This is a genomic window from Pseudomonas sp. LD120, from assembly GCF_009861525.1.
Lineage (GTDB): Bacteria > Pseudomonadota > Gammaproteobacteria > Pseudomonadales > Pseudomonadaceae > Aquipseudomonas.
Window position 1 is genome coordinate 1,362,846 of the sequence record NZ_WVHL01000003.1, and the last position, 21,491, is coordinate 1,384,336.

The window sequence follows — 21,491 nt, forward strand, 5'->3', positions numbered from 1 at the left end:
GGCGGTCTTCTAGGCGACTTCACGGCTGTCGGGCGTTGTGCGCCGCCTGCAAGGTCCGGCGCACGCCTTCGGCATAGGATGTCTTGGCGATGGGCCCGATCAAGCCTTGCAGGGCCGAATCATCGAGGATCAGCGGCGAGCTGATCAGGTAGTGCATCTCCACCATCTCCCGCAGCAGCGGATCGAACAGCCCCAGCAGGCGCAGCAGGGGCTTGAGGGCGCTTTTGAAGCGGGGCTGCGGCGCTTGCTGCGCTGAGCTGTGCTCAGTCGGCAGCACCGAGCATGGCGGTAAAGCGCTGCGCCGACCACTCCTTGCGGTCCGATACCTGACCGTCTCCCAGTTCCACCAGACGCAGCACGCCGTCGGCCCGCAAGACCACATCCACCGAAAAAAACCGGCTGTCGATCAGCGCAGCGCACTCGTTCACCAGTGCCGGCACCTCGCCTTGTGCCGCATGGGCCTTGCCGTTGAGCACGAAGTAGCGCCGTTCGCTGTCCTTCAGGTAGTCCTCCCGGCGCCGGACACAGATGCCTCCCTCGATCTGGCCGCGATACTGACGCATGCGCTCTACCAATGGGGCTATGTCTGCCGGCGAATCCACCAGGCTGCCGCTGCCGGTGTTCAGCGACTTGACGTAGTCCTTGATGAAATAACCCGGCCAGTTCAGGTCTGCCAGTGCCTGGATAAAGTCGGTGTCGGGCGCCAGTACCCGGGTCTCGCTGGTGTACCGGGCCAGCAGCGGATACCACGCTGGCAGGTGATGGCAGTGCCGGTAGTGGGCCAGGGAGGTGAACTCCTTGGCGTCCTTGGCGTGCAAGTGTTCGAGCAGTGCGCCGTAGCCCTCGGGCGTCAACATCCAGCCGCGGTAGAGCACCGGCTCGTCGTCTGGCACGGCCGGGGAAGCCTTGAAACGGCCGCTTTCGAAATCCTCGAAAGAGAACAGCGAGGCGTTCAGGCCAGCGGCCAGCACCGCCTCGTACTCGTCCAGGTAGTGCTCGTCCGGGCGTTTGGGGTCGAACGGGTCGCTGGGATACAGCAGGTGCATGGCAGGTTCCATCGAGTGAAAGTGGGGCCGGGTTGAGGGACGCGGTGAGGATGGCGTTCGAGCGGTGGATGATAACGGCATTTTTGCAGGCTTTGTTCCTGGGCCTGCAGCGCCTCATATCCCTGCACGTTTATTCACGGAAAATCACTGACTGCAGACAGATTCCAATGTTTGCCATGGGGATACTGGTGCGCCTTCCGAGGAGCCTGAAGGATCGACGTGACCAGAGGCCCCCCCCGTCCAAGCAGTTCACCGGTTTTGCCATCCTTGAGCTCGAAGCCCAAGGCCGCCTGGATCTGGATGACTCGATCCGGCGCTTTGTGCCGGAGTTGCCGGCCTATGCCGAGGGCATCCAGATCCGTCATCTGCTGCACCACACCTCGGGCCTGCAGGACTACATGCTGCTGGCGGAGTTGGCGGGGATTCCCCTGACCCAGCGCTTCACCCAGCAACAGGCCCTGGATCTGCTGTTCAAGCAGAACGCCCTGATGTTTCCCCCCGGCAGCGAATTCAGCTTCAGCAACAGCGGTTGTGTACTGTTGTCGAGCATCGCCGAGCGAGCCGCCGGCATGCCCCTCAAGGACTACAGTCGAGCCCATCTGTTCGAGCTCCTGGGCATGAGTCGCTCGAGCATTGTCGATCAGTACCCGGTGCAGTTGCCGAACCTGGCCCAGGGCTATGAACAGGGCGAGCCGTCCAAGGGCCCCGAAGCTGTGGACGCCCGCTGGGAACGGACCGGCGACGGTCAGGTGCACAGCACTGTGGCGGACCTGATGCTGTGGTTGCGCAACCTGTCCATGGGGCGGGTCGGGGGCACGGCGCTGGTGGAGAAGATGCGCCAGACCGAGCCCTTCAACGACGGTGACCCGGGCTATTACGGCATGGGCCTGGCCAACCGCAGTTATCGGGGCCTGCAAGAGGTGTCCCACAGCGGCAGTTGGGCCGGTTTCAGCACCGATGTGGCCTGGTACCCGAAGCTGGATGTGGCCACTGTGGTCCTGTGCAACAGCACGGAAGGGGAGGCGTCGGAGCGCGGGCATCGCTTGCTGGATGTCCTGCTCGGCCCGTTCTGGTTGCCCCGGGACACGGGCATTCCGGCGCCGCCGCCGAGCATCAAGGCGGTGCCCAAGGCGTTCTTGAATACCTTGGTGGCCGGCACCTACCTGGATGATCTCGGTCATCAGTTCCAACTGCAACGCACCGGAAAGGGGTTTGTCCTGGACACCTTTCATGAGGTCCTGCCGTTGCTCCGCCAGAGCGATCAACTGATGGTGGCGGACAACGACGGCATCCCGATCTATCTCGCGGCGGCACCGGGGGCACGGATCGTCAGCAACAACCCGGCCTCGACCTACGTCCTGGCCCCGGCTTGGAAACCCGAGGATATTCGTCGTTATGTCGGCCTCTACGCCCTGCAAACCAGCCCCGGACAGCTCAAGGTCTACCCCCGGCAAGGCAAGCTCTACGTACGTATCGGCCAGCACAGCTAACCTTTGCAGTCGCTGACGACGGAGCGCTTTCGCGCCGGTGAACTGGGGGTGATCAGCTTTGCCGAGGAGGGCGCCGTGTTGACCAGCAGCGTGGCGCGCAATCTGCGCTTCAGGAAGGTGACGGTGCAATAGCTTCGGGCCGCATGCTGGTAACGGACAGTCGGGGCCTTCTTGCAGCCTTTCGAGGCGAGCATTTTAGACCTGGAAGCCCCACCACCTGGCCAGCACCTCGGACCAGGACCTTTGGGGGACTACCAGTGGTCAACCAATTGCTTGACCTGCGACGCATCGTGGCAACGCAGCAGCGCCTGACGAAAGCGTGGATTGGAGAACAGCCGTGCAGTGTCCGCCAACAGTTCCAGGTGTTGCTGATCGGCGGGGGCGGGCACTAACAGCACGAGGATATCGCTCACCGGCTGCTGGTCGGGTGCGGCAAAGGCCATGGCGGTCTGCGGCCGCAGGTACAACGCATGGATGCTGTCGAGCTCGGTGAGCCGCGCATGGGGCACGGCCACACCATCGCCGATGGCGGTGCTGGCGGCCAGTTCCCGGCGCCACAGACTGGCCGTGACCCAATCGCCGGGCAGTTGCCGGGTCTCTTGAAGATGCTGGCCAACCTGTTCGAACAGGCGCTGTTTGTTCGAGATATTGACGTCGAGGAGGATGTCCTCGACCTGCAGATAGCGGGCAAGCTTGCTCATGGGCTTCTCCGGGCGTTTCAGGCTTGGCTCAAGGAGAATTGAAGCGCATTTGCCTGGCTGGGTCAGTGGCGGCCGGGCAGTCTTTACGAACTCTTTAGGTGGGGGCTGGCGGGTGGCAAGGGAGTGAGCGAAGTCGTCGTACTCATAGCGCCAGTGTTCGTCGCTGGGGTGTAGAGGTCGGTGAGGCGGTTGTCGCTGTTCCAGCGGTATTGCCAGCGCTGGGGGCGGAAGCCGTGGCGGTCGACGATTTTTTCGGCCAGGCGGCCGCAGGCGTCGTAGCGGTAGCGGTTGGCTCCGGATTTCATCTCGCGTTATTTCAAACGCTGTATGTATTCTATAAGCCCAGTAGCATTGTCGCGCGGTAGATAGTGAAGTGCTTTGATAGGGTTGTTCTGTTCTGTTTTTTTGTTACTGAAATTGGTTTTGGCTGAGGTTTTTTATTGCAGGGTATCTAAAAAAACAAAGCCATCAAGGGTGTTGTCATATCCTAAGGAAAGAAGGTCTTTTTTTATTAATCTAAGTATTTTCTTCCATTGCTCTGTAAAGTCAGATATGGAAATCACCATGCTTGATCTCTTAATGTTGGATTTGCTTTTATCGAGATAAACAACGTCAATCCATTTGGCATCCACTTTGATTAGGTTGGAATCAATAATTTTAAAGTCCCAGTGAGCTGTAAATGAGCTTGATAAGAACGCCATAAAAAAAGATTCAACTCTATGCTCTAGCTGAGTTAGTATGTCGATTATGTCATCATAAATATCACTAATGTCGCCCCTTCTGCTAAGGCATAAGGTTAAGTCATTCCAATGTAGTAATATGTCTGGACTGTATTCTAGGTAGGTGGAGAATATAGCCTCTGAAACAGAGGTGTCTTCACTGTCTTTTGTTCCGAGAAGTGTGTCCCTGATTACTTCCAGTTTAAACATGTTGGATGTGTCTCTAATTGAAGATTGGACCGGCAGTTTTAGAGTCAATAGGAAATCCATGGAACGTGCCATTGCCATTATTTCTGATTCTAATCATGTCAGGAATGCTTTTAGAACCATCGGGATTATATACTACCGATTTGTGATCAGGGTTTATTGGGATATCAAAAAATGGACCCTTCTTACCGTTTGGTCCAGTCGGCAACTCTGATGCTCGTTGTCCAGCATACTTTAAGTCATCCCTATTTCCCCATTTGCCTTGAGGGTTTCCTGTTTCCTGAGCTCGTTTTATTGCATCTGATTCTTGCCACTTTATTCCATGTACTTTACCTCTTTCATATCCGGGCTCAGGTCTTAATCCGTCATAGCTTGCCAAACCCAGCGGATCAACCCAACTCAATGGATTATCCACATACCCCTGCGGCCGAGTCCCTCCCCCCAGCCCCAGCGGATCCGGACTCAAATACTGCGCCGTCTCCGGATCGTAGTACCGGTGCCGATTGTAGTGCAGCCCACTCTCTTCGTCGTAGTACTGACCCGGAAAACGAATCGGGCATTTCGTCTTGTTGATCGTATACGATCCATAAACCCCACCTACCCAGTGGTGGAGCAACGATCTACCGTGGCATCTGCGGCGAGCAGTTCCACGGCAGTAGCGCCTCGTAGTCCTTTACTGACGAGGCATGCGGCAGCCGCTCTAGTACGTGGCGTAGCCACGTATAAGGCTCTTGGCCGTTGACCTTGGCGGTCTCGACCAGGCTGTAGATCTTTGCGCTGGCAGTGGCGCCGTTGACGGTATCGCTGAACAACCAGGCCTTGCGTCCGATGACAAACGGCTTGATCGCTCTTTCGGCCGCGTTGTTGTCGATGGGCAAATAACCCGCTTCGACATAACGCTCCAGTCGGCTCCAGTTATTCGCCAGATAATGCACCGCCTTGCCTAATGCACTTTGCGGCGTCACCTGGGATTGGGTTTTATCCAACCAGACTTTCAGCTGCCCCAAGATCGGCAGGCTCTTTTCCTGGCGAGCGATAAACCGCTGTTCATCATCGGCTTCCTTAAGTTCACGCTCGATCCCGTACAGCTTGTTGATCATCGTCAGCGCGATATCGGCCCGTCCGGTTTTACCCTTGGGCTGCACTTTTTGCGCGTCCACGAACTTGCGTCGTGCATGGGCCATGCACGCCAAGCGCTCCACACCCGATTGCAACGCCAACGCGTTATAGCCAGCGTAGTCGTCGGTCATGACATAGCCACGGTAAGTTTCCAGCAAGCGCAACGGCACTTCTTGCGCACGACTGGACGTGTAATCAAACAGCACGACTTTACGATCTGGCGGGCCGCTGGCTTGTACCCACATCCAGGATTGGCGGGTCGGGTCTCGATCCGGTTCCTTGAGGACCTGAACGCGGGTTTCATCGCAGTGGATGACCGGACTTTCCAGCAGCCGGTCACGCATCAAATTGATCAGCGGCTGAAAGTGTTGTATGCGATCCATAAACCCCACCTGCCCAGTGGTGGAGCAACGGTCTACCGTGGCATCTGCGGCGAGCAGTTCCACGGCAGTAGCGCCTCGTAGTCCTTTACTGACGAGGCATGCGGCAGCCGCTCTAGTACGTGGCGTAGCCACGTATAAGGCTCTTGGCCGTTGACCTTGGCGGTCTCGACCAGGCTGTAGATCTTCGCGCTGGCAGTGGCGCCGTTGACGGTATCGCTGAACAGCCAGGCCTTGCGCCCGATGACAAACGGCTTGATCGCTCTTTCGGCCGCGTTGTTGTCGATGGGCAAATAACCCGCTTCGACATAACGCTCCAGTCGGCTCCAGTTATTCGCCAGATAATGCACCGCCTTGCCTAATGCACTTTGCGGCGTCACCTGGGATTGGGTTTTATCCAACCAGACTTTCAGCTGCCCCAAGATCGGCAGGCTCTTTTCCTGGCGAGCGATAAACCGCTGTTCATCATCGGCTTCCTTAAGTTCATGCTCGATCCCGTACAGCTTGTTGATCATCGTCAGCGCGATATCGGCCCGTCCGGTTTTACCCTTGGGCTGCACTTTTTGCGCGTCCACGAACTTGCGTCGTGTATGGGCCATGCACGCCAAGCGCTCCACACCCGATTGCAATGCCAACGCGTTATAGCCGGCGTAGTCGTCGGTCATGACATAACCGCGATAACTTTCCAGCAGCCGTAACGGCACCTCCTGCGCACGACTGGACGTGTAGTCAAACAACACGACTTTACGATCGGGTGGGCCGCTGGCTTGTACCCACATCCAGGATTGGCTGGTCGGGTCTCGATCCGGTTCTTTCAACACCTGGACACGGGTTTCATCGCAGTGGATGACCGGACTTTCCAGCAGCCGGTCACGCATCAAATTGATCAGCGGCTGAAAGTGTTCGCTGCACTGGATGATCCAGCGCGCCAGCGTTTGCCGAGGGATCTCGATGCCGTGTCGGCTCAGCACACTTTCAAAACGGTGCAGCGGCAGACCATCGACGTATTTAGTCGTTAGCAGCATGGCCAATACGCTTGGACTGGCCATGCTCTTTTCGATCAATTGCGCCGGTTTGTCGGCGGTGACCGGTGCACGTTCACAACCACGGCAACCGTAGATCTTGCGGATATGTTTGATGACGCGGATCTGCATCGGCACGATATCCAGCTGCTCGCTGGTTTCTTCGCTGATCACATGCTTGCGGCAACCGCAGGCACAGGTCAGTTCGTGTTCGGGTAGTTCGTGGATGACTTCGATACGCGGCAGATCGGCCGACAACGGCTTGCGTTTGCCACGGCATGCGGTCGGCTCAACAACTTCTTCATCGGCGTCACCGACTGAAGGCATCGGCTCGCTTTCAGGCTCATTGAACAAGGCCAGTTGTGGCGTATTGGGCTCAACGGTTTGCTCGGACTTACGCCCGAACAGACGGTCGCGCAACAGCTTGATCTGTTCTTTCAGGTCGACGATGTGGGTCTGATAAGCCTGGGCCGATTCCTCTTGGCGACTGAGTGCCTCAAGCAGCAGTTGCTTGAGCAAAACAGGATCATCAGGAAGGTCATCGGGCAGAGAAATCATGGCCCGGATTATACCGGGTCACGCCACGTAGCGCGGGGTCAAAACTTGATGAGGGCGGTTGCGCCAGAGGTCGAAACCGTCGAGCAGCCAGTTCAGTTCCTGGACGCTCAACACAATGGCCTCGTCGGTTACATCGGGCGATGTTTTAAAACGCTCGGATTCGAGGCGCTTGAGCCAAAGGCAAAAGCCGTTGCGCTCCCAATACAAAATCTTCACCCGGTTGCGGGACTTGTTGAGGAAGACGAAAAGCACTGGGTCGAATACCGCCACTTTTATATCCAACTCGACCAGCGCGGCCAGACCGTCGATGGATTTTCGGAAGTCGACAGGCTTGGGGTAGAGATAGACTTTTTCGACTTTGGCGTCGGGTCGCATCATGGTGGGGCTGGCTCCAGAAAGAGATCGGGAGCACAGCATTAGGGATCAGCTTGGCACTTTGAATGTGGGGTTGATGGAGCGCTTACTGTTGATCGGCACCACATTGCTGCTGGCGAACTCGTCATTTGCGGCTTGCCATAGCCGTGCTTGGCCCCAGACGCTGGGGCTGTTGCTCCAGCCCAGTTGGCCGCTTTCGTCCAGTAGCTCTCGGGGCGTGCCGAGGTGGTCGGTGACGATGTACCAGAGTTTTTCGCCTTGCTGCTGCGCCAGCGGGGTGATGCCGCCCGGGGCGTAGCTCCAGCGGGTGGCGTGTTCGAAGGCGACGGTGCCATCGGCGTAGATGGGCGCGGCTTCGAGCAGTTGCAGTTACAGCCTTACTATTTTCAAGCTGCAAAAGTCACATTACATTTCCCTATCACATAAAAAACATGATCATATGTACTCAATATGTATGTTTTAACCCCAGAGGCACATTCGTCGCTTACCTCATCAAAGCTTGAGGATGAGTATTTTTCATATGGGTAATCATCGATTCTATATATTGAGATGCTGGTAATTTCATAAAATTTGAACTCGGCGCGGATATCAGTTCTTTCTGCTATTCTTGGGATGCAACAAGAGAGAGAGAGCGATGTTTTAATGGTTATCTCTAGAGGTGTTGGACTCATAACTATGTCGGTTATTATAAGTGCGTCCCTGCTGTATATAATTCCATAGATGGTTTTTATTGCTTCTGTCTTTAGCTCAGGCACAATGTCTTACCTCAATTGACTTGCCGCCTACAGTCGTACTAAATCGGCGGTTCAATTTTATTTCATTCAGTTCGTCAGGAGTGGCCCAGCGAGAGGGCATTTTTTCAATTCCTGCTTCTTTCGCAGCATAAAGCCTTCTATTGTCTAAACTGAATACTGAGTCTTTATGTGCACCTTGAGAAATAAGTCTTTCTTGTGTCTCCATGGGTAAATCTCTCATTCGAACTTTTCGTATTGGCTCAACCTAATTTATGTACGATGGGTCGTTTATCAATCGATGTTTTAAATCGCTGACACTTCCTGTATTGCCCTCAAACATTGGATTTATACTGGATTGAGAATAAAGAATTGTTTTCGGGCTTACCATCTGCAAACCAGATGGATCAACCCAACTCAACGGATTATCCACATACCCCTGCGGCCGAGTCCCTCCCCCCAGTCCCAGCGGATCCGGACTCAAATACTGCGCCGTCTCCGGATCGTAGTATCGGTGCCGATTGTAGTGCAGCCCACTCTCTTCGTCTTAGTACTGGCTTTGCAGCGCCGAAGACGAAGTTTTGCGCGGTTTATAGTTGTTGCGAGGTTACTATGGATGCGTTAGCTTGCAGGAGGTTTCAGAAGCATTAGAAGTTCAAATGACTTCGCCAATAAATATTATTGGGGCATGAAAGCATGTCCATATTTACCTTGCTGGCTTGATGCTTTAGCTTGCATGTCAAATTATAATTGAGTGTTCGGGAAATCGCCAGGATGTTATAGTATATAAGGTGCTGCCTATTCGTCACCATGGAGAGCGAAATTTAAAATCCGTAAACTGCAGTTAGATTTATTTGTGGCTGACAGCTCAGTAGTGTTAGCTTTCTTAAGTGATTCTAAAAAAATGAAAAGCCAAAAAAATTCTTTGAATCAATGAGCGCCTCGCGCCTGATTTCCCCTTCGCTATAGCTAATAGTAATCGAGGAAAATGCCTTGTCTTCCAATTCAACTGACTCTACCTTTATTTCTTGTTCTGTTTTGAATAACTGAGAGTAAATCGACATTAGCGAGAACTTGTCATCCTCGTCAATTTCGAACCACTTTTCTATTTTTAGAATAGGTTTTGACTTGACGTAACCATCACTGCTGATAAGTAACTCAAGAATCAGTTTGTCAAAAATAAAATACATGCGCTCATACATTGGATGAAAAATTGGTACATTCTCGCAATCAATATAGCCGCTTATCAATACATCGAGGATTTTCTCTTTGGCTATTTTGTTAACAAATTCCCTCATTGTCGCTACCTTATTGTGAGTAAATAATTCCAAGGTCCATTCCCTTGCCGGACTCTATAAGAGTCACAAACTCCTCCGTACCATTTGGGAGATTTTTACCAACATAAGTCATTCCTTCTCCCTTGTAGATTTCCATAGCGGGCTGTCCCTTTTTAAGGGTTCCTTGGCCAATATGAGTCAATTTCCCACTAATTTTTAGATTTTCTATATCTGTCAGGAAGTCACTGCCCTCATTGACTTTCCATTTTGGATATTTTTTACCTAAATAGTTTTCAAGAATCCCTTTGTGTCTAATAAAGTGATCTTTGAAATTTTTACCTGCTACTATATTACAGCCGCCGACCAACCCCAGCGGATCAACCCAACTCAACGGATTATCCACATACCCCTGCGGCCGAGTCCCACCCCCCCAACCCCAGCGGATCCGGACTCAAATACTGCGCCGTCTCCGGATCGTAGTACCGATGCCGATTGTAGTGCAGCCCACTTTCTTCGTCGTAGTACTGACCCGGAAAGCGAATCGGGCAGGTGGTCTTGTTGATCGGCACCACGTTGCTGCTGGCGAACTCGTCATTTGCGGCTTGCCATAGCCGTGCCTGGCCCCAGACGTTGGGGCTGTTGCTCCAGCCCAGTTGGCCGCTTTCGTCCAGTAGTTCTCGGGGCGTGCCGAGGTGGTCGGTAACGACGTACCAGAGTTTGCCGCCTTGCTGTTGGGCCAGGGGAGTGATGCCGCCGGGGGCGTAGCTCCAGCGGGTGGCGTGTTCGAAGGCGACGGTGCCGTCGGCGTAGATGGGCGCGGCTTCGAGCAGTTGTTCGCCGCTCCACAGGTATTCCTCGCCGATGATGTGTTTTTCGCTGTGGGCGTAGATCGAGTTGCGGTTGTTGCTGCGGCTGAAGTTGAACTTGCGCGTGCGACGGCCAAAGGCGTCGTACTCGTAGCGCCAGTGTTCGTTGTTGGGGGTGTAGAGGTCGGTGAGGCGGTTGTCGCTGTTCCAGCGGTATTGCCAGCGCTGGGGGCGGAAGCCGTCGCGGTCGACAATTTTTTTTGGTCAGGTGGCCGTAGGAGAGAATAGTATTGGAAAATGAGCTGAGTAAGTCGTTAAGACAGCTGCTCCATCAACGTATTTGATTTTTTATATTTCTAACTGCCGGAGTCAACGCAAAACAATCTTCTAGTGGTTCTCCCTCTAGCGACCAGTAATCAATGAGCATAAAATGGCAGTGATGATTTTTTAAAAGCAAATTCAGAACGCTAACGATTAATTCATCGCTAACGTCAACCCCTTGAGTTAAAAGGTCGTTGGAAACGTCAAGCATTAGTGTCATTAATGCATTTTTTTCAACTTTAGAATAGTTGATGTCTAAATATGCAGAGATGTATTTTTTTAACCAATACGTTGTTCGGAATTCTTCTGGCAGTTCGTATGCCCAATCTTGAGTGAAAAAATCCCCCCTGGGAAGTTTGAGGTCTTTACATATGCGATCTATTTCATTCATTTTTTTAGCTCAGTTTGAGTGTGAGGAATTATATGGGAGCGATGTTCTGACGGAACCATCCAGTTTTACAACTACTCTCGCCATATCAGGTGTAACCTCTGTTCCATTAGGGAGATAGCCTCTACCTTTCACATTTGCTGGCAATGGGACTTCGTGGACCCCCGGACCTTTTTTAGCGACATCAGCAATGAAGTCAGCTACTACATTATCATCAAGATATTGTCCAACTTGATGGCCTTTACTTCGCGCGCGATCAGTCAATTGATTTGGTTTTAGTTTTTGTCCATGCTCAGAGAACGTATGACCATAAGTTGGCTTGCTCTTCGGATTTCCCCACTTAAAATCATAGCTCGCAAGTCCAAGTGGATCGATCCAACTATTCGGATTATCCACATACCCCTGCGGCCGAGTCCCACCCCCCAGCCCCAGCGGATCCGGACTCAAATACCGCGCCGTCTCCGGGTCGTAGTATCGGTGCCGATTGTAGTGCAGGCCACTCTCTTCGTCGTAGTACTGGCCCGGAAAGCGGATCGGGCAGGTGGTCTTGTTGATCGGCACCACGTTGCTGCTGGCGAACTCGTCATTTACGGCTTGCCATAGCCGTGCCTGGCCCCAGACGTTGGGGCTGTTGCTCCAGCCCAGTTGGCCGCTTTCGTCCAGTAGCTCTCGGGGCGTGCCGAGGTGGTCGGTGACGATGTACCAGAGTTTGTCGCCTTGCTGTTGCGCCAGCGGGGTGATGCCGCCCGGGGCATAGCTCCAGCGTGTGGCGTGTTCGAAGGCGACGGTGCCGTCGGCGTAGATCGGTGCGGCTTCGAGCAGTTGTTCGCCGCTCCACAGGTATTCCTCGCCGATGATGTGTTGTTCGCCATGGGCGTAGATCGAGTTGCGGTTGTTGCTGCGGCTGAAGTTGAACTTGCGCGTGCGGCGACCAAAGGCGTCGTACTCGTAGCGCCAGTGTTCGTTGTTGGGGGTGTAGAGGTCGGTGAGGCGGTTGTCGCTGTTCCAGCGGTATTGCCAGCGCTGGGGGCGAAAGCCTGCGCGGTGGACGATTTTTTCGGCCAGGCGGCCGCAGGCGTCGTAGCGGTAGCGGTTGGCCCCGGACTTGACCACCCGGCCGCCTTGTTGCTCGGCATGGATGCCCATGCCCTTGGCGCTGTGGATCTGGCCTTCGCTGAGCAGGTTGAGGGCGTTGTCGTAGAGCCATTGCTGTGGCTGGCCCTGGCCCAGGTGGGCGGCGATCAGTTGCTGGTTGGCGTTGTAGCGGTAGTGGCTCTGGCCCCAGCGGTTGTCGTCGATCTGGATCGGGTTGAAGGCTTTGTCGTAGCGGTAATGGCGTTCGACAAAGGAGGTTGCTGCTCCGCCGGCCTGCTGTTCGGTCAGCAAACTGAGGCGGTTGTAGTGCTGTTGCAGTTTGAAGCCGGCGCTGCTGCTGCGCTGGATGTCGCGGCCCAGGGCGTCGCGGCTGATCTGCAGCGGTGCATGGCCGGCGATCAGCAGTTGCGCCAGGCCGCCATTGCGGTCGTGCTGCCATTGCACGTGAGGCAGGGCGGCGAAGGCTTCCTGGGCGTTGGCCTGTTCGGCGATGGCGCCGGCCTGTTGGCCGATGGGCAGGCCGCTGGCGGGGTCGTACTGGTGTTCGATCAGACGACCGTTGATGCGTTCATTGAGTAGGCGGCCCACGGCGTCGCGTTGGTATTCGATACGGGCGCCGGGGCTGTTGACGCGGATCAGGTGTCCGACGTGGTTGTAGCTGAATTCGGTCTGTTCGCTCAGCTCGCCGTTGGCGCGGTAGTGAACAATGCTCAGCAAGCGTGCGCTGGCGGTGTCGTAGTGATAGGCAATGCGGGCGCCATCGGTGCAGTGTTTTTCCGTGAGCCAACCGACAGCGTTGTAGCTGTAGCGGGTGAGGGTGCCGGCGAAGTCGCGTTCGGCGACCAGGCGCCCGGCTTTGTCGTAGGCGTATTGATAGACGTCACCGACGCCATTGGTCAGGCGGGTCAAACGGGTGAGTTTGTCGTAGCCCAGGGTCAGGTTTTGCCCGCCTGGGTAGGTAAGTTGTTCCAGCAGGTCAAAGGCGCCATAGCCGTAGCGGGTGCGATTGCCTTCGCCGTCGACGAAGCTGGCCAGTCGGTGTTCGCTGTCGTAAGCCCAATGTTGTTGGGTGCCATCGGCCAGGGTCACGCCGCTGAGCGAGCCACGGGGATGGGCATGCTGGCTTTGGTAGGTGTAACGGGTGATCTGGCCCAGCGCGTCTTGCTGCTGGAGTGGGCGGCCCAGGGTGTCCAATTGCACGCGGCTGATCTGGCCGTCCGGTTGCTGGATTTCACTCAGGCGCCGTTTGTCGTCGTAGCGGTAGAGGGTTTGGCTGCCTTCCGGCCAGGTCTGGCTCAGCAACTCGCCATGGACCCCGTGTTGGTAAGTGGTGGTACGCCCATCGGGGTCTTTGACGCGGCTGAGGTTGCCCTGGGCGTCGTACGCCATTTGCCAGGTGACACCGTCGGCGGCGACGTAGCGTGTCAGCAGGCCTTGGGCGTTGTAGTCAAAGGTGTGCCGGGTGCCGTCCGGGTTGATTTGGGTCAGCAGCTCGCCGAAGTCGCTGTAGCGGTAGGTGGTGGTGCGGCCCAGAGGGTCGGTGGTGGCGACCTTGTTGGTGTATTGGTCCCACTCGGTGAGCCATTCGTGGCCCAGCGCATCGACTTTACGTATCACCAGAAAGTCGCTGTTGTAGTAGTGCCGGCTGCATCCGCCTTCGGCGTCGTGGTAGTCGGTGCAGCGGTTGGCCTCGTGGTACTCGAAGCGGTCGGTGTAATGCCCGCTGTCGGCATGGGTGCGAATCACCCGCCCTTTGGCGTCATAGGCAATGTGGAAATGGGTCTTGTCGGTGTCGTGCCACTGGGTCATGTGCCCGGCGTTGTTGTAAGCGTGGTACAGGGTGCCGAATTGATGGCTGGCGCAGTCGGTCAGCATGCTGTGTTGCTCATAGTGGCAACTGAGCAACCGGCGCGGGTGTTGTTCGCCGTCGTGCAGGGTGATGCCGGTCAACAGGCCTGTGCTACTCAGCTCGATGTGCAACTGATAGCCGTCGCTGTGCTCGATACGCTGCAACCGCTGCCGTGGGCCGTAGATAAAGCGGATGCGGTTGCCATTGTCGTCTTCGATCGCGGTCAGGGCGCGCTTGGGGGTCGGGCTGTGGGCAAAGCTCAGGGTCTGCTGGGTCGCGCGGTCATACAGGCGCAAGGTGCCTGAACGTTGGCCGCTGAGCAGGTAGCGACCGTTGCGCCGGTTATGGGCCTGGACTTCGTCGTCCGGCGCTTCGTAGTCCAGGGTGCTGCCATCGACGGTGTGATAGGTAATGCGCTGGCGATCGAGCACCAGGTGCTGGGACCAATCGTCAGTCCATTTCCAGCCAAATAGCCCGCGGAAGTATGCCCGCGAGCGATACAGGCGCGAGAGTTTCAGCGGGAGGCTGCCGGGGATCTCCAGCACTGGCCAGGTTTGCAGGTAGTCACCGGTGGCGACGTCCACCGGCTCGCCTTCAAGGCCGCATTTGCTGGTTTCGCAGTTCTTGCCGCTGTCGGAGGTTTTCCCGGTGTTGACGTCTTCTGCGGTGCCGTGTGCGGCCCCCTGGGGGCGGACATGAACGCCGTCGCCGCCATGGGCGACGGTTTCTGTGTGATTGGCGTTCTTCAGTGCTTTGGCCGCTTTGGCGGCCTCTGCCGCTTTGTTTGCCTTGAACAGTGCCCAGGGCAAGGTCAGGATCTCCACGCCCGCCCGTGTCGCAGCTTCGATGTGATTGCCCTTGGACCAAGCCTCTGTCACGGGTTTGACCAGGGCTGAACCCACAGCCTTGGCACCGTTCCAGGCCCCTTCACCGACGGTGCCTGGGGTGATATTTCCAAGGCGTATGTTCTCTGCGAGGATCTGCGCGTCCAGTGCATGCCCCCTCATTCCGTCCGGGGTGTAGCCTTGGAGTGTTTTGGCTTGATGCTTGACCCCGGTGTAGGCCAGTTCGCCGACTCCCATGACCGTGTCTTTGGCAAAACCGGTTACACCACGGGTGACTTGCGCATCGGCGTCCGCGACGCTGGGGAGGTAATCGGCGATCAGTGGGCCGGCAGGTGTTGAACCGAGCACCGCCCCTCGCTTGATGCTGGCGATGCCCTCATCGGCGCTTTTGTTCCAGCGGTCAAAATCGATGTATTTGTCCAGGCTGTCGATGTCCAGCTGGCGCTGCTTCAGGGCTTCGCGCTCGGCCTCCAACGCTAGCAGGCGTTCGCTGGTGCGCTCTCCGGGAGGTGCCAGGTCGCTCGTCTCACTGGCCACCGGACTGGCCGACTGGGCGACCGTCACAATCTTGCCCAAGGTGCCGCCCACACCGGCTGCGTTGCAGTTGATCAGGCAGGCGCTGTCGTGCCGGGCCAGCGGCAAGCCATTGACCTTGACGTTGCCGTGGCCCTCCAGCAGCTTGACGTGGCCGGCACCCAGCGAGGTGCCGGCGACCACATGAGCACCGGCGTCGGCCTGGACCTGATTGAAGATATCGCCCAGTCGATAGACCTTGGTGCCACGGGCCTTGACGTCGCGGGAAGCCAGCACCGGTTTGTCCAGCGTGGCGAAGGAGTCAAAGGCCACCACCACCGGCCCGACCCAGCAGAAGTCCGGCACGCTGCACACGGCTTTCCACTCGCTACTGTCATGGGCGACGTGGCGCTTGCTGCCGCCTTTGGCGGTGGTGGCCGCGTCCCTATCCACCGGTGCCGATTCGGCGGCTATCGCCTGGGTGGCGGCGGTTTTTTGTGCATCCAGCTCCGCTTTCAGCTGCTGCAATTCGCTGAGTCGGCGCTGATCCATCAAGCGTTGTTCCGCTGCCGCATCATCGGCACTGGCGGAGATCGTTAATCTATCGCTCATCTTCAAGCCTTCCCTGGCAATGCGGCGGTGCTGACCAGCGCCATGGTTATCTGGTTGATACCCGGCGTTACGGGCAGGCGCCACAGCAGCACGGCCTGACGCTGGTCCAGGTCAAGGCGCAGGGTGTCGAGCACCGGTACGCTGACGAAGGGCTCGGCGTCCGCGCCTTCACACACCACCAGCGGTGCAACGCCGGGTAGCTGCATGAGGCAGTCGCCCTCGCTTAGGCAGCCCTTGAGCCGTACGTTCTCGTCGCCGGTCAGGTAGGGCACGGCCACCTGATCGGCCGGGGCGCTCTGGTAAAAGCGCGGGTCGAAGTCGTCCGGCAACAGCGGGTAGCGTTCAGCCAGCCACTGGGCATCCAGCGTGCCTTGCAGGCCCACTCGCGGCTGCCACCAGCGCGCCAGCGCAGTCAGGCCCACAGGGTGCAAGCGCTGTGACGGCGTTTTGTAGGGATGTGCGGGGTCTTCAATCTGAGGGGCGGGCAGGCTGTCCAACTGTTCGATTTGCGCTTGGATGCGCTGGCGCACCCCAGCCTCCAGGGTGTTCAGTTCCGCCGCGTTTGGCAGCCAGCCACAACCGGCCGTGTTACTGGGGTAACTGACGCTGGGAATCGGCGTCTGCTCGGGGGCTGGCTCGGGGTCGTAGAAACAGCCGCCAAACGCCAGGCGGTAATCCAGCGTGACCTTTTCCACTTTGTCCGCTGCACCCAGTGTCCAGCCCAGAAGCGCCTTGCTCACTGTGCGCGGACCATGGACCTGCAAGGCCTTGTGCACCGGTCCGACTTGCACCTCGACCGGCCAGCTCGCCCGCCACTGCCCCTCAAAACTGTGCACGCTGCCTTGCAGCAACACATCGGTGCCGGGCTTTCCCAACAGCAGATCGCCTTCTTCGGCGATCACCGCCTGCAAAGGGTAAGTGGCTATCGATCCATCGAAGCGATCGCCCAGAACAATCGCGCTCTGCTCCTCACTCAAGGGCATGGCCTGGTCTGGGGCAAAGTCAAAGGTGCCGCGAATCACCAGAATGTCCATGGGTACACCCGCCGGGGTGGTCTTTTCGTACAGCAGGTGTGGCAAGCCGGTGTGGTTCTCGATGTGGATGACGCCCATCACCAGCTACCGTCGATCAACAGCGGCATGGCGTCGGTTACATCCAGACCTTTGAGCTGAGTGGTGTCGGCGTCCACCGGCAGGTTCGGCGCCGGTTGTGCGGTGCCGCTGTTGAGGTGCACGTCTGCGGGGGCATCGGCGTTGACCGTGTTGCCTGCCACCAGATGAATGTCCGGCCCGTCGAGGTAGATCCCGGCATCGGTGATCACCACTTTCGAGCGTCCGACCTGCAAGGTGATGCTTTCACCGTCCAGCTTGATGCTCGATCCCGGTCCGCTGGCCTGCGGCGCAGGCTCCTCACCCGCAGGCGGTGCGGCACTTTGCACGCTGCCATCGCCGACCTTGAGGCTGTAGGACGTGCCCACCACCGTGCTCTGGCTACGGCCCACCTGGGTGCTCTGGTTGATTCCCACCAGGGTGTTCATGTGCAGGCCGACGTTCTGGCTGTAGACCGTGCCGATGTTCATCATCTTGGCCAGCCCGACGTTTTGCAGAGAGGCCAGGTTGATGGTCTCGGTCTTGAAGCAGTCGACATTGATCGACCAGTTGCGCTTGATGCGATCACGTTCGTGGCGGTCGATGGTCTTGGTGCGATCACGTCCCACCCAGTGGGTTTCGTCGTGTTCGACTTCGATGTTCTGATCTCTTTCTGCGTGGACGTAGATCTCTTCGGCGCCCTTTCTGTCCTCGATGCGCAACTCGTTGGAGCCATTGCCGCCCAGGCTGCTGCGGGTCTTGAACACGCTGCGGGTCTTGTTCGCCGGCAGCGGGTAGGGCACCGGCGTGTGCTGGTTCGGCACGCAGCCGGTGACCAGGGGCTGCTCAGGGTCGCCGCCGATAAAGCTCACCAGCACTTCCATGCCGATGCGCGGGATGATCACGTGGCCAAAACCTTCACCGGCCCAGCTGGTGGCCACCCGCACCCAGCAGCTGGAGAACTCGTTGCGCTCACCCTCGCGGTCCCAATGAAACTGAATCTTTATCCTTGAGTGTTCGTCACACCAGATTTCCTCCCCCGCAGGACCGGTCACCAGCGCGGTCTGGCTGCTCAGGCGGGGCTTGGGGGCCGGCTCTTGCGGCCGAAAGAAGGTGTCCCAGGGGATGGCGCTGAAGCGGTTGCGGTAACCCTGGGTAAAGCCGTCGTGGCGGTCGTCGCTGGTGACCGACTCTTCCAGCACCTGCGGTTGTCGACCTTTGTGCTCGACGCTGACCAGCAACCACATCTGGTTGTATTCGCCGCGCGGGTGCTCGCTGAGGGTGACCAGATGGCCGCAGCGAAAGGTCGACAGATCACTCTGCCCCTTGGCCAATTGGTAGTCGGCGCGGTGGCCTTCGAGGGCGATCTGGCTCAACTGCTTGCCCACCGCGCCGGTGCTGTAGCGGCCGGGGTAGCGATAGTCTTCCAGCACCGGGGTGGCCTCGCTGCGCACAGCACTGTGCAAGGTGCTGGGCACCGGATCGAGTTTAGCGCCGCTGGAGGCGCTGCGCGGGTCGGGCTTTTTCAGGTTGTAGTCGCGGCGCACCACCTGGCTGGTGCGGGTGCTGAAACGCACCGCGAAATGGCTGACCACCGGGTCTTCGGCGGCCAGGCCGCTGCCTTGCTGATAGCGCGCGGTGGCGAGGATCGGGTAGTCGGTCTGGTTGTCGGAAAACACCAGCAGGTGCTGGTCGAGGCTGTGTTCGTGGTGCCAGTGAATGCCGTCTTCAAAGCACAGGCGTTGTAGAAACTGGAAGTCCGTCTCCCCGTATTGCACGCAATACACCCTGGGCACTGAAGGCTTGGGAGCAATGTTGAAGCGGTATTGGTCGGCGAGGATGCCGTGTTCCTTGAGCACCTTGGCGATGATCTGCGGCACTGTCAGGTTCTGGTAGACCCGCTGGTTGTGGCGGTGCTGCAACTGGTACAGGTGAGGGCGCAGGATCAGGTGATAGCGGGTCATGCGCTTGCCGCTGTCGCCGACTTCGATATCGTCGATCAGCCCATGAATGCCTTCACCCTTGAGGCCGAACTGTAGGAACGCCGGCCGGTTGAGCAGGCTTTCCAGATCGACATTGGGGTTGTCCGAAACCAGCTCGACATGAATTGCATACAGCTCGCTGATGGCTTCGTGACCCTTGAAGGCCAGCACCTTGAAGTCGTGGCGAACGGCAAGGATGGACAGCACGAAATGCGCAGTGTCGGCCGGCGCGAACATAGGCTCATCCTTAAGCGTGAGAGAGGCCAGGCCCGCGCCATACCTGGCCCGGGTGCGAAGTGGCGCTCAACCTAGCAAAGGGCGCGCAAACGCTAATATGGGACGAGTCTGGAAAGTCGCTTGAAGTTTCTGAGCATTAAAAAGCGGCCTCGAATCAAGAGCCGTGGTGTTTAAGCTTCGTGCCCCGCCCAACGTTTAAATGCCATGACCGAAAAACACGTCAAGACTATCGAAGGTATGCAACAACTGGCCCTGGCCCGAGGAGGCGTGTGCCTGTCGGAGACCTATCGCAACCTGGCTACTCGGCTGTCCTGGCGCTGTGCAGTGGGTCATGAGTGGCTGGCTGATCCTTATCGAATCATTCGGGGAAGTTGGTGCCCGGTGTGTGCTCGCCTGCAACGTCGTGACACCTTGGAAACTGCGCAGCAGGTCGCTGCCGAGCGGGGTGGGCGATGTCTTTCAACGCACTACGAATCACGTCGGCTACCCATGGAGTGGCAATGCCACTTGGGGCATCGTTGGCTGGCGACATTCGGCAGCATCAAGCAACGCAGTTGGTGCCCGACCTGTTTTCGCATGAGAAAGCGCGACACCCTGGAAGAGATGCAGGAAATCGCTACTCAGCGTGGGGGACGCTGTTTATCCGATTCCTGTATCGATAGCGCTCATGCCTTCTGGCCCACAAGGTCTGACGGGGCGGCTACAGCGTCCGCTGCTTGCGCTTGCCGCCCCTGATGGCGGCGTTGGACTTGGCTCACGGCGACGGACGCTTCGCCAAACGGATGGACGGTTAGGCGAAGACCGATCTGCTAATCCTCGATGACTGGGGAGCCTGGCGTCGTTGATTGTGCGGCAACGGCGCGACATGTTGGAGCTGTTGGATGACCGCTACGGCAACCGCTCGACGTTGGTGACAAGCAAGATGCCAGTGGACAAATGGCACGCGTTGATCGGCGATCCGACCTTGGGCGACGCGATCCTCGACTGTCTGCTGCATAACGCTTATCGGACCGAGCCGAAGAGCGAATCAATGCGCAGACGCGCGCTCGAAAGACGCGCATCCGGGCAAGCGCTGTATCGGTTTGTGGCTGGAACGGTGCGAGTGTTGCGACAAGCATCCGCCCCCTGACTCTGTTCAGGTGCTCACGATGGCACTCTCGGATTGGGTCATGCGGGCCGGTGAACTCTGAAGTTTCTTTCTCAATGAGCCCGTCGCAGATGTTCATTTTGCGTCAGCCAGGAGCTCAGGATCGGCGCGAACGCCTCAATCTAACCTGTCACACAAGTGGCCGGCTTCAATGATGGTTTCGCCCAGGGAGTGGAAATAGGCCCGCCAGAATTCCACGGCCTCTTGCGCTGTTTCCCGGTCTTTCACGCATTCGATCTCGAAAATATCCGTGCCTTGCAGTGCGGTGCTCTCTCGCCAGACGCGTAATGCCGGATCTGGTGTCTCTTGGATGCGCTGCAGCAGGCTGCTTTCGTGATTCTTGATTTCGTCGATCACGTAGTCGACGAACAGGCAGTAATCCTTTGGTGTGCAGACGCCGAAGATATGATAACGATCCGTGTCGAGAGCGCTCATGAAGGTCATCCTTTTGTGCAAGGTAATGATCGGTTGTCGGCCAGGAGCATGTCGGTGGTGGGGATTTGCTCGCATCGGCCATTGGATTGGCGTTGCGTTGTGGCTATGACCAGGACCGCGGGTTCTGAAGCCGCCTTTTCAGGCCGCGGTAGCGGTCACTGGATATCCGGGGTTGATCCGAGAGGGGGTATCTGGTCATTGAGGCGTCCTTTGCTGCCCATTCGTTGCCGGACACTCATTGGTGGCGAGTGCCCGGGTGCGAGCCCGGGTCTTTTTCTGTCCATGACATTGCGTGATAGCGATGATCGGGTTCCGGCGTTCGGGGGACTGCCCGACGCTTGTATAAACAGCGTAATACCGATCTGCAAAACTGCCATTCGGTCGTGTTTGTGCGGTGCTGAAAAAAACCTCCGGAACCTACGAAACCATTGAAATAGAACCCTCGCCGAGGGGGTAGAGGTTCTGGGCAAACAGGGTCGGCTCGCCGTCCGTCCTTCTTTTGTAAAGTCTTAATATCTTGATTTGACAGCTCATCTGTTCCTACTACG

At 57.4% G+C, this 21,491-nt stretch carries 21 protein-coding genes and 4 pseudogenes; 3 read left to right on the top strand and 22 right to left on the bottom strand.

Features of this window, described 5'->3' with window-relative positions; translation table 11 throughout:
* Positions 1–19: 19 nt before the first annotated feature.
* Both PLD_RS12410 and PLD_RS12415 read right to left on the bottom strand, forming a co-directional pair.
* Positions 20–277 (bottom strand): hypothetical protein, encoded by a 258-nt coding sequence (locus tag PLD_RS12410; protein ID WP_256674603.1) that lies wholly within the window; start codon positions 275–277, stop codon positions 20–22.
* On the bottom strand, positions 264–1,046 hold the full coding sequence (locus PLD_RS12415) for an ATP-grasp domain-containing protein (protein WP_159892980.1): 783 nt from the start codon (positions 1,044–1,046) through the stop codon (positions 264–266). The genes PLD_RS12410 and PLD_RS12415 overlap by 14 nt, the downstream gene beginning before the upstream one ends.
* Positions 1,047–1,234: 188 nt before the next feature.
* Between PLD_RS12415 and PLD_RS12420 the strand changes: the two genes are divergently transcribed.
* Positions 1,235–2,536: a serine hydrolase gene (locus tag PLD_RS12420; protein ID WP_256674604.1), complete on the top strand. Its 1,302-nt coding sequence runs from the start codon at positions 1,235–1,237 to the stop codon at positions 2,534–2,536.
* A gap of 3 nt (positions 2,537–2,539) precedes the next feature.
* Entirely contained in the window at positions 2,540–2,668 is a 129-nt protein-coding gene (locus PLD_RS30690; RefSeq protein ID WP_256674605.1) for a hypothetical protein, read from the top strand.
* Between the two features lie 119 nt (positions 2,669–2,787).
* Here PLD_RS30690 and PLD_RS12425 read toward each other — a convergent pair whose 3' ends face one another.
* From PLD_RS12425 to PLD_RS12520, 19 genes and pseudogenes are all read right to left on the bottom strand, one after another.
* The gene (locus PLD_RS12425) at positions 2,788–3,237 is read right to left on the bottom strand and encodes a PTS sugar transporter subunit IIA (protein ID WP_159892982.1); all 450 of its coding nucleotides are present in this window, start codon (positions 3,235–3,237) and stop codon (positions 2,788–2,790) included.
* An 83-nt stretch (positions 3,238–3,320) separates the two neighbouring features.
* Positions 3,321–3,542, bottom strand: a complete 222-nt coding sequence (locus tag PLD_RS12430; RefSeq protein WP_159892984.1) for a hypothetical protein — start codon at positions 3,540–3,542, stop codon at positions 3,321–3,323.
* Between the two features lie 132 nt (positions 3,543–3,674).
* A complete protein-coding gene (locus PLD_RS12435) occupies positions 3,675–4,166 on the bottom strand; it encodes a hypothetical protein (RefSeq protein WP_159892986.1) in 492 nt (163 codons plus the stop codon).
* Between the two features lie 13 nt (positions 4,167–4,179).
* The gene (locus tag PLD_RS30935) at positions 4,180–4,578 is read right to left on the bottom strand and encodes a hypothetical protein (protein WP_306110129.1); all 399 of its coding nucleotides are present in this window, start codon (positions 4,576–4,578) and stop codon (positions 4,180–4,182) included.
* 21 nt (positions 4,579–4,599) lie between these two features.
* Positions 4,600–4,779 (bottom strand): annotated as a pseudogene (locus tag PLD_RS30695) (RHS repeat-associated core domain-containing protein); the annotation flags it as partial.
* A gap of 4 nt (positions 4,780–4,783) precedes the next feature.
* A pseudogene (locus PLD_RS12445) lies at positions 4,784–5,653 on the bottom strand (IS66 family transposase); the annotation flags it as partial.
* Positions 5,654–5,697: 44 nt separating this feature from the next.
* Positions 5,698–7,242 carry an IS66 family transposase gene (locus PLD_RS12450; protein WP_159890922.1) on the bottom strand — a complete coding sequence of 515 codons (1,545 nt, stop codon included), beginning with the start codon at positions 7,240–7,242 and terminating at the stop codon, positions 5,698–5,700.
* 18 nt (positions 7,243–7,260) lie between these two features.
* Entirely contained in the window at positions 7,261–7,620 is a 360-nt protein-coding gene (tnpB, locus tag PLD_RS12455; RefSeq protein WP_256674566.1) for an IS66 family insertion sequence element accessory protein TnpB, read from the bottom strand.
* Positions 7,621–7,665: 45 nt separating this feature from the next.
* Positions 7,666–7,986 (bottom strand): RHS domain-containing protein, encoded by a 321-nt coding sequence (locus PLD_RS31100; protein WP_218575860.1) that lies wholly within the window; start codon positions 7,984–7,986, stop codon positions 7,666–7,668.
* A gap of 17 nt (positions 7,987–8,003) precedes the next feature.
* Positions 8,004–8,372, bottom strand: a complete 369-nt coding sequence (locus PLD_RS12465; protein WP_159892990.1) for a hypothetical protein — start codon at positions 8,370–8,372, stop codon at positions 8,004–8,006.
* On the bottom strand, positions 8,365–8,577 hold the full coding sequence (locus PLD_RS12470; RefSeq protein WP_159892992.1) for a hypothetical protein: 213 nt from the start codon (positions 8,575–8,577) through the stop codon (positions 8,365–8,367). The genes PLD_RS12465 and PLD_RS12470 overlap by 8 nt, the downstream gene beginning before the upstream one ends.
* Positions 8,578–8,742: 165 nt before the next feature.
* Positions 8,743–8,895, bottom strand: a pseudogene (locus PLD_RS31105) (RHS repeat-associated core domain-containing protein); the annotation flags it as partial.
* A 349-nt stretch (positions 8,896–9,244) separates the two neighbouring features.
* Complete coding sequence (locus tag PLD_RS12480) at positions 9,245–9,679, bottom strand: hypothetical protein (RefSeq protein WP_159892994.1); 435 nt, start codon at positions 9,677–9,679, stop codon at positions 9,245–9,247.
* Complete coding sequence (locus PLD_RS30940) at positions 9,657–10,028, bottom strand: hypothetical protein (RefSeq protein WP_159892996.1); 372 nt, start codon at positions 10,026–10,028, stop codon at positions 9,657–9,659. Before PLD_RS30940 ends, PLD_RS12480 begins: the two co-directional genes overlap by 23 nt.
* On the bottom strand, positions 10,021–10,686 hold the full coding sequence (locus tag PLD_RS31110) for an RHS repeat domain-containing protein (RefSeq protein WP_371929008.1): 666 nt from the start codon (positions 10,684–10,686) through the stop codon (positions 10,021–10,023). Before PLD_RS31110 ends, PLD_RS30940 begins: the two co-directional genes overlap by 8 nt.
* Positions 10,687–10,762: 76 nt before the next feature.
* The gene (locus PLD_RS12505) at positions 10,763–11,143 is read right to left on the bottom strand and encodes a hypothetical protein (RefSeq protein ID WP_159893000.1); all 381 of its coding nucleotides are present in this window, start codon (positions 11,141–11,143) and stop codon (positions 10,763–10,765) included.
* Between the two features lie 9 nt (positions 11,144–11,152).
* On the bottom strand, positions 11,153–16,054 hold the full coding sequence (locus PLD_RS12510) for an RHS repeat-associated core domain-containing protein (protein ID WP_159893002.1): 4,902 nt from the start codon (positions 16,052–16,054) through the stop codon (positions 11,153–11,155).
* A gap of 2 nt (positions 16,055–16,056) precedes the next feature.
* Entirely contained in the window at positions 16,057–17,166 is a 1,110-nt protein-coding gene (locus PLD_RS12515) for a DUF2169 domain-containing protein (protein ID WP_159893004.1), read from the bottom strand.
* Positions 17,166–19,361 (bottom strand): type VI secretion system tip protein VgrG, encoded by a 2,196-nt coding sequence (locus tag PLD_RS12520; RefSeq protein ID WP_159893006.1) that lies wholly within the window; start codon positions 19,359–19,361, stop codon positions 17,166–17,168. Before PLD_RS12520 ends, PLD_RS12515 begins: the two co-directional genes overlap by 1 nt.
* Before the next feature lie 665 nt (positions 19,362–20,026).
* On the opposite strand from PLD_RS12520, the pseudogene PLD_RS12525 reads away from it, so the two are divergent.
* A pseudogene (locus PLD_RS12525) lies at positions 20,027–20,490 on the top strand (ATP-binding protein); the annotation flags it as partial.
* Between the two features lie 135 nt (positions 20,491–20,625).
* Here the strand turns inward: PLD_RS12525 and PLD_RS12530 are convergent.
* On the bottom strand, positions 20,626–20,943 hold the full coding sequence (locus PLD_RS12530; RefSeq protein WP_218575857.1) for a hypothetical protein: 318 nt from the start codon (positions 20,941–20,943) through the stop codon (positions 20,626–20,628).
* Positions 20,944–21,491: the final 548 nt, after the last annotated feature.

Excerpts from the sequence above, each read along its gene's own strand:
- PLD_RS12415 (WP_159892980.1), bottom strand. The coding sequence starts at position 1,046 with ATGCACCTGCTGTATCCCAGCGACCCGTTCGACCCCAAACGCCCGGAC.
- PLD_RS12425 (WP_159892982.1), bottom strand. The coding sequence starts at position 3,237 with ATGAGCAAGCTTGCCCGCTATCTGCAGGTCGAGGACATCCTCCTCGAC.
- PLD_RS12430 (WP_159892984.1), bottom strand. The coding sequence starts at position 3,542 with ATGAAATCCGGAGCCAACCGCTACCGCTACGACGCCTGCGGCCGCCTG.
- PLD_RS12435 (WP_159892986.1), bottom strand. The coding sequence starts at position 4,166 with ATGTTTAAACTGGAAGTAATCAGGGACACACTTCTCGGAACAAAAGAC.
- PLD_RS12450 (WP_159890922.1), bottom strand. The coding sequence starts at position 7,242 with ATGATTTCTCTGCCCGATGACCTTCCTGATGATCCTGTTTTGCTCAAG.
- tnpB (WP_256674566.1), bottom strand. The coding sequence starts at position 7,620 with ATGATGCGACCCGACGCCAAAGTCGAAAAAGTCTATCTCTACCCCAAG.
- PLD_RS12470 (WP_159892992.1), bottom strand. The coding sequence starts at position 8,577 with ATGGAGACACAAGAAAGACTTATTTCTCAAGGTGCACATAAAGACTCA.
- PLD_RS12505 (WP_159893000.1), bottom strand. The coding sequence starts at position 11,143 with ATGAATGAAATAGATCGCATATGTAAAGACCTCAAACTTCCCAGGGGG.
- PLD_RS12510 (WP_159893002.1), bottom strand. The coding sequence starts at position 16,054 with ATGAGCGATAGATTAACGATCTCCGCCAGTGCCGATGATGCGGCAGCG.
- PLD_RS12515 (WP_159893004.1), bottom strand. The coding sequence starts at position 17,166 with ATGGGCGTCATCCACATCGAGAACCACACCGGCTTGCCACACCTGCTG.
- PLD_RS12520 (WP_159893006.1), bottom strand. The coding sequence starts at position 19,361 with ATGTTCGCGCCGGCCGACACTGCGCATTTCGTGCTGTCCATCCTTGCC.
- PLD_RS12530 (WP_218575857.1), bottom strand. The coding sequence starts at position 20,943 with ATGAGCGCTCTCGACACGGATCGTTATCATATCTTCGGCGTCTGCACA.